General features: G+C 56.2%; 11 protein-coding genes. 1 reads left to right on the top strand and 10 read right to left on the bottom strand.

Annotated elements, in window-relative coordinates; all coding sequences use genetic code 11:
• The first annotated feature begins 174 nt into the window (after positions 1-174).
• The gene (locus tag L579_RS07535) at positions 175-534 is read left to right on the top strand and encodes a YceK/YidQ family lipoprotein (protein WP_036625886.1); all 360 of its coding nucleotides are present in this window, start codon (positions 175-177) and stop codon (positions 532-534) included.
• On the opposite strand, the gene L579_RS07530 is transcribed toward L579_RS07535, so the two are convergent.
• The 10 genes from L579_RS07530 to dnaA all read right to left on the bottom strand — a co-directional run bounded on the left by L579_RS07530 (position 512) and on the right by dnaA (position 13,093).
• Positions 512-1,774, bottom strand: a complete 1,263-nt coding sequence (locus L579_RS07530) for a DUF3748 domain-containing protein (RefSeq protein WP_021183658.1) — start codon at positions 1,772-1,774, stop codon at positions 512-514. The two genes, L579_RS07535 and L579_RS07530, sit on opposite strands and share 23 nt — an antisense overlap.
• 103 nt (positions 1,775-1,877) lie before the next feature.
• Positions 1,878-2,687: a sugar-phosphatase gene (gene yidA, locus L579_RS07525; RefSeq protein ID WP_021183657.1), complete on the bottom strand. Its 810-nt coding sequence runs from the start codon at positions 2,685-2,687 to the stop codon at positions 1,878-1,880.
• A 90-nt stretch (positions 2,688-2,777) separates the two neighbouring features.
• Complete coding sequence (locus L579_RS07520) at positions 2,778-4,067, bottom strand: MFS transporter (protein ID WP_021183656.1); 1,290 nt, start codon at positions 4,065-4,067, stop codon at positions 2,778-2,780.
• A complete protein-coding gene (locus L579_RS07515) occupies positions 4,064-4,558 on the bottom strand; it encodes a YhcH/YjgK/YiaL family protein (RefSeq protein WP_021183655.1) in 495 nt (164 codons plus the stop codon). The genes L579_RS07520 and L579_RS07515 overlap by 4 nt, the downstream gene beginning before the upstream one ends.
• Before the next feature lie 80 nt (positions 4,559-4,638).
• Positions 4,639-5,565 (bottom strand): dihydrodipicolinate synthase family protein, encoded by a 927-nt coding sequence (locus L579_RS07510; protein ID WP_021183654.1) that lies wholly within the window; start codon positions 5,563-5,565, stop codon positions 4,639-4,641.
• Between the two features lie 36 nt (positions 5,566-5,601).
• Positions 5,602-6,801, bottom strand: a complete 1,200-nt coding sequence (locus L579_RS07505; protein WP_021183653.1) for a PfkB family carbohydrate kinase — start codon at positions 6,799-6,801, stop codon at positions 5,602-5,604.
• A 187-nt stretch (positions 6,802-6,988) separates the two neighbouring features.
• Positions 6,989-9,397, bottom strand: a complete 2,409-nt coding sequence (gene gyrB / locus L579_RS07500; RefSeq protein ID WP_036625717.1) for a DNA topoisomerase (ATP-hydrolyzing) subunit B — start codon at positions 9,395-9,397, stop codon at positions 6,989-6,991.
• 17 nt (positions 9,398-9,414) lie between these two features.
• Positions 9,415-10,500 (bottom strand): DNA replication/repair protein RecF, encoded by a 1,086-nt coding sequence (gene recF / locus L579_RS07495; RefSeq protein ID WP_021183651.1) that lies wholly within the window; start codon positions 10,498-10,500, stop codon positions 9,415-9,417.
• A gap of 87 nt (positions 10,501-10,587) precedes the next feature.
• Complete coding sequence (gene dnaN / locus L579_RS07490) at positions 10,588-11,688, bottom strand: DNA polymerase III subunit beta (protein ID WP_013507201.1); 1,101 nt, start codon at positions 11,686-11,688, stop codon at positions 10,588-10,590.
• A gap of 4 nt (positions 11,689-11,692) precedes the next feature.
• Complete coding sequence (dnaA, locus tag L579_RS07485) at positions 11,693-13,093, bottom strand: chromosomal replication initiator protein DnaA (RefSeq protein ID WP_021183650.1); 1,401 nt, start codon at positions 13,091-13,093, stop codon at positions 11,693-11,695.
• Positions 13,094-13,146: the final 53 nt, after the last annotated feature.

Here is a 13,146-nt window from a genome sequence, read left to right as displayed (position 1 = left end):
CTATTTTTTCACTTTCAAGGTTTCTCGAGGAATTTCTTGCAGCAATTTTGATGAAATAGCATACACTCAGGTCATTATTCGCCTGGACAGAAAGACATCAACTCAGAGTGATGCTTAATCAGGTGACACACTCCAGCCAGGGCCATGCCATGACTGAAGGGATGAAAGAAGATGATGAAAATGATGAAACGCTTTTTGCTGCCCGGTCTGTTGATCTGTGGCGCAGGTATGACTTCCGGTTGCTCCAGTCTTATGTCTCACACTGGCGCGAGCCAGGGTTATTATCCCGGTACCCGCGCCAGCGCGGAGATGCTAACTGATGACCAAACCAGTTGGGCAATGAAGCCATTACTCGCTATCGATCTGCCTTTCTCTGCGGTGATGGACACCCTCCTGCTGCCGTGGGATTACTTCCGCCACGACGATGACAAATCGATCGATTCACCACGCGAGCGCGTGCTACAAAGCGAAAAACTGGCCGGGACTCAGGCCAGTCTGGCAACCGCCGCTTCTATGCCTGCGGAGTCGCACTGACGCAGAACAGCTGCCGCCAGCCGTTGATTTCTCGCATATAGGCGATCTTTCCTCCATCCGGCGACCAGACCACCGCATCACCTGACGGCGGCTGGTCACTGCGCTGCGTCAATCGCGTGCATTTGCCGCTCTCCAGCTCGCAGCGCATCACGCTGTTGTCACAGACAAAGCTGATGGCCTTACCGGAAGGATGCCAGCTAAAGGCTGACTGGATGCGACTGGCCAGCTGCGTCACCTGACGTGGTATCCCCCCGTTGGGCGACACCGTCCACAGCTGCACCACGCCGTTTTTATCCGCCATGAGAAAAGCGATGGCGCTGCCATCCGGTGCGGCACGTAACCAGTGACGTGGCTGTAACGCCAGCCCCTGCGTATGGGTAACGCGTTGTTGCTGTACCCCGGACGGCGGCGCTGGCAATGTGTCGGGCGTCCCCTGTAGGGGAGAAGAACCTGACTTCGCGTAATCCGCCAGCGCAGTTGGCAGATCGACCACAAACACTTCCGGTACTTTTTCGCCACTCACTGAGCGGGTATCACCAATAAACGCGATGGCCCAACGTTGCCAGCTGCCATCCGGCTTTTGATAGCCGCGATCGCCTATCCAGCACTCCTCGTAGGCACGATCGATTTGATCACTGCCCGGCAGGGGATCACGTTGCGTCTGGCTGACCAGCACACAATAATGGCTTCCCTCATATTCACGCGGATGATGTTTTGACGGGCATACCGGATGCAGCGGCACAGCAACACCGACGTTACGCAGATCTTCGGCCACATCTTTTTCATGCATCACATGATCGTTGTAGGTAAAACTCAGACGCGAACCGTCCGGGCTGAAGACATGAACATGCGAACCACCGCGCAATGCGCCAGGCGTAAAGGGAGCAGTGATATCGCAGGCATCAAGATTCTCCGCGATCCCCTGCTGCACAATCACGCCACGCCGATGGTGGAAATCGTAATGCCAGTGCGCATCGGGATGTTCCGGGCCGTGGATACAGACATAGCGTGGCGGGAGATCCGGGCTGACGGTCACCACGCCAACGTGCGCGCCGTCGCGTGCCTGGTACAACACCTCAACTGCCCCACTTGCCACGTTGACGCGTTCAATGGTCAGGCTGGTAAAGGAAGCACCGGAAGGTCGGACATCAAACGCCAGCCATTGGCTGTCGGCGGTCCAGACATTGATATTGGTCAGCTGATGATGACGTTCTGCAAAGGTGAGTTGTTTTTCTGACATGGGGTAGCCTTAGATCCCGTAGCGGCGCGATTTCGTGCGCGATGTAGGAAAAACTCGCGCGATAAATCGCGCCGCTACAGGATTTGCATAGATCAAAGGAGAATTACAGCACCAACTCTTCGATCGCGTACGCCACGCCATCTTCCGCGTTGGTTTTGGTGATGAACTGCGCAATACTTTTTACCGAATCAATCGCATTGCCCATTGCCACCCCGGTTCCGGCATACTCAATCATCGCCAGGTCGTTTTCCTGATCGCCAATCGTCATGACTTCTGCGGCTTGCAGGCCGAGTTTTTCCGCCAGCATTTTCACGCCATAACCTTTGTTGACGCGCGGATCGAGGATTTCGAGATAGTAAGGTGCGCTCTTCAAAATAGTGTAGCTGTCGCGGGCGCGGGCCGGCAGCGCAGCCACCGCCTTATCCAACAACGCAGGTTTGTCGATCATCATCAGTTTCGGGAAGCGCGTCGCCGGGTCCATCTCTTCCACGGCACGATAACGCACCGGGATGCCGGTCAGGCTGGCTTCGTGGATGGTGTACTCACTGATATCTTTGTTCGGCGTATACAACGAGGAGTGGTCAAACGCATGGAAATGGACGCCAAGTTCGCGCGCCAGTTGCTCGACGTAGAGAAAATCATCAAAACTCAGCGTCACTTCCGCCACGCTTGCGCCGGTATCGGCGCGTTGGACCAACGCGCCATTGTTGCTGATGCAATATTGCCCCGGTTGCTGTAAATCCAGTTCTTGCAGGTAGCGCTCGACACCGACAAAGGGGCGACCTGTGGCCAGCACAATGGCAACACCTTTATCGCGTGCACGGGCAATCGCGGATTTTACTGCCGGGGTGATCTGGTGGTACGGGTTAAGCAAGGTGCCGTCCATATCGATCGCAATCAGTTTTATCGCCATAACATCCTCGTTAATTCAGAGTTTGCATCCATGCTAGCGCGATTCAGCTCACATTGACCAGTTTATCGACGCCAGACGGCACCCTGAGTATCATTTCGCCTGGAGTGGCTTGCGCACAAACAGGCCGTAGCTCAGCGCACCAATCATCAGCAATCCCGCGCCCAGCAGGAACACGTTGGTGAACTTGCCGGTGGTATCAAGGATGATGCCAGTGACGATCGGGGCCATTGCTGCCCCCAGGAAGCCACCGAAGTTCTGGATCGCCCCCAGCGATGCAACCTGTGATTTTGGCGCGATGTCACTCGCCAACGTCCAGAGCGCCCCCTGCGGCATCTGCGAACAGAAATAGCCGAGCGCCAGCAGACCAATCGCCAGCGGTGTGCTATCGACAAAAGGAATCGGCGCGACAAAACAAGCCGCCAGCGCTGCACCGGTGACGATAGGGATTTTACGCGCGGTGATGGCACGCACGCCGTTACGCACCAGGCGATCGGACAGCATACCGCCTACCAGCACACCCAGAATGCCGCACAGGAACGGAATCGAGGCGATCCATCCGGTTGCTTTCAGGCTGAAGCCGAGGGATTTTTCCAGATAGCCCGGCAGCCAGGTGAGGTACACCCAGATGGTGAACATGATGGAGAAGTTACCGATCACCATAAACCAGGTGGTGCTGTGACGGAACAATGCGCCCCAGCTCGCTTGCGCGCGTTCTTCCGGGGCAGCGACGCTGCGCTGTCCGGCATGCAGCAGCGCATCTTCACGCGCATCCGGGTCGCGATAGAATTTCCACCACGCCAGCAGCAGCGGAATCCCCATCAGACCAATGGCAACGAACATCCCACGCCAGCCAAAAGTCAGCAGCAGCACGGTAAGAATCGGTGGCGCAATGGCGTTAGCGATTTGCGAACCGGTATTGATGATCGCCGTCGGCAGGCCTCGTTCATTATCACCAAACCAGCGATGGGTGATTTTGATGCCGGAGGTAAAGAACGGCGACTCAGAGACGCCCAGCAGCATACGCAGGCCATAGAAGAAGCTGTAGCTGTTTACGAAAGCCGCCAGCACGGTAAAGCTGGACCATAACCCCAGCGCCCAGGAGAACATTCTCTTCGGACCAAACTTATCCACCAGCCAACCCGCCGGCAGGTTTGCCAGCGCATAGGGCCAGAGAAACGCCGACAACAGCAGGCCCATCTCGGTCTGCGAGAAACCAAATTCTGCCGCGATGGTGGTGTTGGCGATACTCAGGTTGGCACGATCGAGGTAGTTCACCACCGCTGCCAGCAGCAGGATGGTAATGATTCCCCAGCGTAATTTGCCCACAAGCGTGGGCTGCGCCACTGCGGCGCCGGACAAGGTATTCACCGAGGTTTTCATTGTGTTGCCCCCACCGCGTTAAACAGGCTGAGGTTAATTTTGATCACCGCTTTACGGATCGGCTGCGCATCAGGCGCGGCACAGCAGGGACGATGCACGTCATGCGGGAAAAACAGCGCGAACATGCCCGGCGTCAGAGTGATCATCGATTCATCAATTGTGTCCTGATAAAACACCACGTCACGCTCAGCGCGCAGATCTTCAATGATGACATGCTGCGGATGCGCCCGCGCCACGCCAATGTTCTCGCGTCCGGCCAACAGGTACTGAATATCAACGTAGTTAAAATGCGACTCGGCACGGCGATCGCTGGCCGGTTCGGTGTCCATTTCCTGCACCAGGCAGAACATCTGGTTATCCGGCAGCAAGTCATACTTGCCGGTGGCCAGTTGGCTGAAATCGGTGTCGGCTATCCAACGTAACGCCTGGTCGACGATGGGGTGGAAGGCATGGCGCTCACGCGCCCAATCCTGGCTATCACATACAATCATGGTGTTTTCCCTGTCGTTATCATTAATGGGTTCAGGTACAGCCGTAGCGGCGCGATAAATCGCACCGCTACGTATTTTTCTCAGAGGTTTTCGATACGTTGCTGCCAAATCTGGCTGCCATCGCGGATCTGGTCGAGCAATACGCCCAGTCCCCAGAATTTCTCCAGCACGTTGTCTTTATTAACGCGGCAATGCTCGCTGGCGAAGGTGCCCAGGCGTTGATGGTAGATTTTGGCGTTTTTCGGGTAGCCGAGGGTTTCCGTCACCGCGCTGAGCGACAGGAACAGCGAAAGCTCGTGGGCTTTCTCCGCCTGCTGCGCGCCCTGGTGGTACAGCCAGTGATACAGCCCCGGATGGAAGTTGGTGAAGACGCCGCTGAAACCTTTGGAACCGGCCTGCATGGCTGGCCAGGCGATGGCAGCGTTGGCGTTGATCACCGCCAGCGGCGTACCTTCCGCCAACTGCACTCGACGCTGTACCGTCGGCAGGTCGCAGCTCACATCTTTCAGCACCACGAAACGGCCGCTGTTGGCGCAGAAGCTGAACTCTTCATCGCTCAACAGACGACGGTACGGAGCCGGGCATTCATACAGGCCCAGCGGCATGGTGTCAGGCAGCGCCTCCAGCAAATGATTGAGGTGTGCGTAGAAGGTTGCGCTGCCCTCATTTTTCGGGTCGAGATGGTTAGTCACCAGCACCAGCGCATCGATGCCGGTGTTCGCCATCGCCTGCAACTCGGCGGTTTGTTGCGCCAGATCGTCGCTGATATGACCAGACGCAATCACCGGCACGCGACCCTGTACTTTTTCCACCACAAATTTCGCCAGCGCCACGCGTTCTTCGAGGCTTAAGAACTGCATTTCGCTCGACTGACATACCGCGAACAATGCATCGACACCTTCCGTCAGATACCAGTTAATCAGGCGCTCCAGCCCCGGATAATCAACCTGGTTGTCTGCCGTAAAGGGGGTAAGCATAACCGGCACAATGCCTTCGATTTTTTTCATGTTCTCTCCTGCCAGCGGTTCCACCGCTGTGATTTGTTATCGTTGATGAAGTCGGGCCATAACCTGCTGTCGATCCGGCATATTGCTGGCACCTTCGCGCTCTACCGCCAGCGCGGCAAAGGCCGATGCCCAGGTGGCGGCCTGCAACAGGCTTTGCCCCTGCGCCAACGCGGCGGCCAGCGCACCGTTGAAGGCGTCGCCTGCCCCGGTGGTATCGACGCTCAGCGCCGGGAAGGCCGGAATATGATGAAATTGTTGGTTATCAAGCAGTAACGCACCGCGTGATCCCATAGTGATGATGACGCGTCGCGCGCCCAGTTCGACGATGGCCAGTGCGGCGGCGCGCGCGCTGGCTAAATCGACGATTTCGATGCCAGACAGCAACGAGGCTTCGGTTTCATTGGGGGTTAGCACGTCAATCATCGCCAGACAGCTCAACACCTCGGCGGAAAACGGTGCGGGGTTCATAATCACCCACACCCCGAGCGTATGAGCGAGACGAATCGCGCTGAGCGTGGCCTCAAAGTTGTTTTCCAGTTGCAGCAGCAGCACGCTGGCATCCGACAACTCGTGGGTCATCTCGGCGATTTCGTCGTCGGTGAAGGTTTTGTTCGCGCCGGAATAGATGGCGATCATGTTCTCGCCATTCTCCTGCGAGACGTAAATGATGGCGCTTCCGGTCGGCTCACTATCCGTCTGGTACAGACGGAACGAGTGGATGCCTGAGGCCGACAGATGGTCAAACGCAAACTTGCTGAACTGATCGGTGCCAACTTTGGCGACAAAATGCACCCGCGTACCGGCACAACTGGCCGCCATCGCCTGGTTGGCCCCTTTGCCGCCCGGACCGAGGGTGCTGCCGAGCGCCAGCAGTGATTCGCCGCCGCGAGGAAAACGTGCAACTTTTGCCACGATATCGACGTTAAAGGCACCAAGAATGCATACTTTGCCGTTTTTTACCGCAGATGTTGCGCTCGGACGCCGCGCCTGCAAACGCTCCAGCAACACTTCAAAATTTCCGCCACTTTCGCTGATCAATTTTTCCTGGAGGTTGCGGCGCAGGGCAATCGCCCCGCCATAGCAGCGTTGTACCAATCCCTGACGCGCCAGTGCGCCGAGATCGGTACGAATGGTTTCGCGTGTAACGCCGAGCTGGCTTGCCAGCCCGTTAACCGTTACGCGATCCTGTTCATCCAGCCATTTAAGTATTTGATTACGTCGCTCTTCCAGAAACATGCGTCATCCCCTCCGCTTCGCCCAAAGCGTAAGGGAGTGGACAACAGATGTAAGTGACACGGATCGCAGCGCACGGGAAAAAACGGAAGCAAACAAAAGCTAACGCAGATGTTTTTTAAGCAGAAAAGGAAATGTCAGGCGGGTAACAAACAAAAAACCCTTCCCGATTGGGAAGGGTTTTGGCACATCAGATATCGATGTTGGCGGCTTTCAGCGCGTTCTCTTCGATGAAGGCGCGGCGTGGTTCTACCGCATCGCCCATCAGCGTGGTGAACAACTGGTCGGCGGCGATGGCGTCTTTGATGGTGACGCGCAACATGCGGCGGCTGTCCGGGTCCATAGTGGTTTCCCACAACTGCTCCGGGTTCATCTCGCCCAATCCTTTGTAGCGCTGAACTGACAGGCCACGGCGGGATTCTTTCACCAGCCAGTCAATCGCTTGTTCGAAGCTGGTTACTGGCTGACGACGTTCGCCACGCTCAATAAACGCATCTTCCTCAATCAGGCCGCGCAACTGCTCACCAAGGTCGCAGATTTTGCGGTATTCAGGACCAGCGATAAATTCGCTGTCCAGCGGATAATCGGTATCCACCCCGTGAGTTCGTACACGCAGTACCGGCTCAAACAGGTTCTGCTCACGGTTAGCGCGCACCTGAGCAACGTAGGTGCTGCCATGCGCTTCGCGCTCGGTCAGATAGGCCACCAGTCCATCCAGCCAACCTTTCACCGCGGCTTCATCGCTGAGGTCGCTCAGGGTCGGATGGTAAATCAGCCCACGCAGCAGCGCGAGCGGATAGCGGCGCTCCATACGTTTGATCATGCGCTGGGTGCTGTTGAAGCTCGCCACCAGATTTTCCAGCGGTTCGCCCCCCAGTGCCGGGGCGCTGGCGTTGGTGTGCAGGGTTGCGCCATCAAGGGCGATCGCGATTTGATATTGATCCATCGCTTCGTCGTCTTTGATGTACTGCTCCTGCTTGCCTTTCTTCACTTTGTACAACGGCGGCTGCGCGATGTAGACGTGACCACGTTCCACGATTTCCGGCATCTGACGATAGAAGAAGGTCAACAGCAGCGTACGGATGTGCGAACCATCGACGTCGGCATCGGTCATGATAATGATGCTGTGATAACGCAGTTTGTCCGGGTTGTATTCGTCACGGCCAATGCCGCAACCCAACGCGGTGATCAGCGTCGCCACTTCCTGCGAAGAAAGCATCTTGTCGAAACGCGCTTTCTCTACGTTGAGGATTTTACCTTTCAGCGGCAGAATCGCCTGGTTCTTACGGTTACGTCCCTGCTTGGCCGAACCGCCTGCGGAGTCACCCTCCACCAGGTAGATTTCGGACAGCGCCGGGTCGCGCTCCTGGCAATCCGCCAGTTTGCCCGGCAGACCTGCGAGGTCCAGCGCGCCTTTACGACGCGTCATCTCACGAGCACGACGTGCCGCTTCACGCGCACGCGCCGCATCGATAATTTTGCCAACGACGATTTTCGCGTCAGATGGATTTTCCAGCAGATACTCCGCCAGCAGTTCGTTCATCTGCTGTTCAACCGCCGATTTCACTTCTGAGGAAACCAGCTTGTCTTTGGTCTGCGAGGAGAATTTCGGGTCCGGTACTTTTACCGATACCACGGCGATCAGACCTTCACGCGCGTCATCACCGGTGGCGCTGACTTTGGCTTTTTTGCTGTAGCCTTCTTTGTCCATGTAGGCATTCAGGGTACGCGTCATCGCCGCACGGAAGCCCGCAAGGTGTGTACCGCCATCGCGCTGTGGAATGTTGTTCGTGAAGCAGTAGATGTTTTCCTGGAAACCATCGTTCCACTGCAATGCCACTTCCACACCAATGCCGTCCTTCTCGGTAGAGAAGTAGAACACGTTCGGGTGAATCGGGTTTTTGTTGCGGTTGAGATACTCAACAAACGCCTTGATCCCCCCTTCGTAGTGATAATGATCCTTCTTGTCATCGCGCTTATCTTCAAGGCGAATTGACACACCGGAGTTGAGGAACGACAGTTCACGCAGGCGTTTTGCCAGGATGTCGTACTCAAATTCAGTCACGTTGGTGAAGGTTTCATGGCTCGGCCAGAAACGCACGCGCGTACCGGTAGCATCGGTATCACCCACCACCGCCAGCGGGGCCTGCGGCACGCCGTGGACGTAGGTTTGCTGATGCACTTTGCCATCACGACGAATGGTCAGTTCCAGTTTCTGCGACAGGGCGTTAACCACGGAAACACCCACGCCGTGCAGACCACCGGATACTTTATACGAGTTGTCGTCGAACTTACCGCCCGCGTGCAGGACCGTCATGATCACTTCGGCCGCCGACACGCCCTCTTCCGGGTGGATACCCGTCGGGATGCCACGACCATCATCCTGTACCGATACGGAATTATCGGCATGAATGGTGACCACGATGTCACTACAGTAACCGGCGAGCGCTTCGTCGATGGCGTTATCCACGACCTCGAATACCATGTGATGCAGACCGGTGCCGTCATCCGTATCGCCGATATACATGCCAGGGCGTTTGCGTACCGCATCAAGCCCTTTCAGAACTTTGATACTTGAGGAGTCATAAGAATTCGACATCAACGTTTCTCGCTCATTTAATCTTCAGGTTGAACTGCTATTTTACCCTGTTCCACGCGGAACATCTTGCCCTTTTCGTCACTCATGTCGATTACATGCTCGACACCAATGGCACTGACAAACACCTGCGCCTGCGTGGCTTTCAATCGCTCCGCTAACAGGCGGCGACGCACGTCATCCAGCTCTGAAGCAAAGTCATCAATCAGGTAGAGGCAACGGCGTCCACTGCTGCGCGTGAGATATTCCCCCTGCGCCAGGCGCAGCGCGCACATCAGCAGTTTTAACTGGCCGCGTGAGAGTAAATCTTCCACCGGCGTACCCTCGGCACGAATGCGGAAATCCGCTTTGTGCGGGCCGCTGGCGGTGTAGGTTAGCGCGCGATCGCGCTCGAAATTGCGTTCCAGCAGTTCGCCGTAGTCGCTCTCCTTGTCCCAGCCGCGCTGGAAGGAGAATGCCAGCTCAAACTCAGGCAAGAACTGGGCACAAGTCGCGGTGATTTCGCTGCAAATGGCTTCGCTGTATTCCGCACGCCAGGCGCTGATTTGTTCGGCCAGCGGCACCAGTTCCTGATCCCACGGACGAATCTGACTGTAACGCGTCACCTGGCGCAGTGCGGCATTGCGTTGCTTCAGCAAACGACGCAGGTTGCTCCAGGCGTTGAAAAAACCGGGGGCGGCATGAAAACAGCCCCAGTCGATATAGGCTCTACGGTATTTGGGGCCGCCGTTGAGTAAAGTAAACCCCTCGGGGGTGATTAACTGCATCGGCAACAACTGCGCCAGTTCGGCGACTTTATGACCGTCGCTACCGTCGATACGTACCTTGCTTTCACCGGCGCGATTTTTGGTCAGCCCGACCGCCAACTCGCGCTCGCCACCTTCGATGCGACCATGCAGCACGAAGGCTTGTTGATCATGACGAATGACCCGTCCGGCCTGCAAACTGCGAAAGGCACGGCCATGCCCCAGGGTGTATATCGCCTCCAGTACGCTGGTTTTGCCGCTGCCGTTGGCACCCACGAGGAAGTTAAACCCCGGCGCTAATGTCAGATCGGCCTGTTCGATGTTACGAAAATCTTTAATCAGGAGGCGGGTTAAAGCCATCAATCAATCCAGCTTTGGAGGACAAGAAGAGGGTGTTTACCAAACTTCAATAAACCAGGCCTGGCTTGCTTGCCAGGCCGATATTTTCTACAACCGCATTGGCATGACAACGTAGGCGGCTGCCGGGCTGGCAACATCCTCGATTTGCACACTCGATACGGAGTCAGTCAGTAGCAAACGCACATTTTCGCACTTCAGCGCGTTCAGCACATCCAGCACGTAACTCACGTTGAAACCAATCTCCAGCTCGCTGCCGTTGTAGCTGACATCCAGCATCTCTTCCGCTTCTTCCTGTTCCGGGTTGTTGGCGGTGATTTTGAGCTGATTTTCGGTGATATAGATGCGAACACCGCGGAATTTCTCATTCGACAAAATCGCCGCACGCGCAAACGCCTGCTTCAGCAGATCGCAACCGGCTTCCAGCGCTTTGTCGGGATTTTTCGGCAATACGCGGCGATAATCCGGGAAACGACCATCAACCAGCTTCGATGTAAAAATAAAATCGCCGACGTGGGCGCGGATATTGCTGCTGCCGATTTGTACCTGTAACGGGGTTTCGCCGCCGTCAAGCAGACGTACCAGCTCAATCACCCCTTTACGCGGCACGATCACCGAATGGTTAGGTAACGCCTGACCGATAGGCATCGAGCAGACCGCCAGACGGTGACCATCGGTTGCGACAGTGCGCAACTCTTCCCCTTCGGTTTCAAACAGCATGCCGTTGAGGTAGTAACGCACGTCCTGATGCGCCATCGAAAACTGCGTAGCTTCAATCAGACGCTTCAGCGTGGCCTGCGGCAGGGTGAATTCCACCTCGCTTTGCCAGTCATCCAGATTGGGAAAATCACTGGCGGGCAGCGTGGAGAGTGAAAAACGGCTGCGGCCAGAGCGCACCAGCATTCTGTCGCCTTCCAGCGTCAGGGTGATCTCTGCGCCATCCGGCAGACCGCGACAAATGTCGAGGAATTTACGCGCCGGAACCGTGGTCGCACCAGGTTCATGCGGCTGCGTTAACGCCACGCGCGCCACCATCTCCATTTCCAGATCGGTGCCGGTCAGCAGCAGGGTGCCTTCATTAACCTGCAGCAGCAAATTTCCGAGGATCGGCAGCGTAGGACGCCCACCAAGCGGGCCGCTGACTTGTTGCAGCGGTTTCAGCAACTGCTCACGTTCAACAATAAATTTCATAGCGTCAGGAAGATAAAGTTCGAATGAGGTTAGAGAAATCTTCTTTGATGTCGTGGCTCTCTTCACGCAGCTGCTCGATTTTACGGCAGGCGTGAAGCACGGTGGTATGGTCGCGGCCACCAAACGCATCACCAATTTCCGGCAGGCTATGGTTGGTCAGCTCTTTCGCCATCGCCATCGCCATCTGGCGTGGACGTGCTACCGAGCGCGAACGGCGCTTGGAGAGCAGATCAGCCACTTTAATTTTGTAATACTCCGCCACCGTCTTTTGAATGTTGTCGATGGTGACCAGCTTTTCCTGCAACGCCAGCAGATCGCGCAGCGCTTCACGCACGAAATCGATGGTAATGGCGCGGCCGGTAAAGTTGGCGTTGGCGATAACGCGATTCAGTGCGCCTTCCAGCTCACGGACGTTAGAACGCAGACGCTTGGCAATAAAGAACGCCACTTCACCCGGCAGGCGAATGTCGTTTTCATCGGCTTTCTTCATCAGGATCGCAACACGCGTCTCAAGCTCCGGCGGCTCAATCGCTACGGTCAATCCCCAGCCAAAGCGCGACTTCAGACGATCTTCCACACCGTTGATCTCTTTGGGGTAACGATCCGAGGTCAGGATGATCTGTTGATTGCCTTCCAGCAGCGCATTGAAGGTGTGGAAAAACTCCTCCTGCGATCGCTCTTTATTGGCAAAGAACTGGATGTCATCGATTAACAATGCATCGACGGAGCGATAGTAACGTTTGAACTCTTCAATGGCGTTGTTTTGTAGCGCTTTCACCATGTCCTGCACAAAACGTTCGGAGTGCATGTACACCACTTTGGCATTGGGCTTGCGCGCCATGATGCCGTTGCCGACCGCATGTAACAGGTGAGTTTTGCCCAGACCCGTGCCGCCATAAAGGAACAGCGGGTTATAAGCACCACCCGGATTATCCGCCACCTGACGTGCCGCCGCGCGCGCCAGTTGGTTAGATTTACCTTCAACGAAGTTGTCAAAGTTATGGCGGTTATTCACATTGGAGCGGTAAGTTACATCCGCTGGCGCGGGGACAGAGTCCCAGCTTGGGCGCAGCGTTTGCGCCGGAGCCGGACGGCTTTGCGCCGGAGCCGGCGCGCTAACGCTGGCCATCGCAGGCTGGCTGGCCGCAACTTGCGCCACCGGGCGCGTGCCCACCTCAAAACGCAGCAACGGCACATCCGCACCGCAGAATTCATTCAGCAGCCCATTGATACTGTTGAGATATTTATCCCGAACCCAGTCGAGTACAAACCGATTTGGTGCATATAAGGCCAGCGTATTGTCGTTCAATTCAGCTTGCAGCGGACGAATCCACATGCTGAATTCGGTGGCAGGAAGCTCATCCTGCAAACGGGCAAGACACTGTTGCCAAAGCGTAAGTGACACGGCGGACTCCACTCGTACAAAATCGATAAGAATTTTAGGCGCTAATAAAAGAA

The sequence above is a fragment of the Pantoea sp. AS-PWVM4 genome, from assembly GCF_000468095.1.
GTDB lineage: Bacteria > Pseudomonadota > Gammaproteobacteria > Enterobacterales > Enterobacteriaceae > Pantoea > Pantoea phytobeneficialis.
The sequence above is the reverse complement of the archived record's forward strand: the minus strand, read 5'-3'. Positions and strand labels throughout refer to the sequence as shown.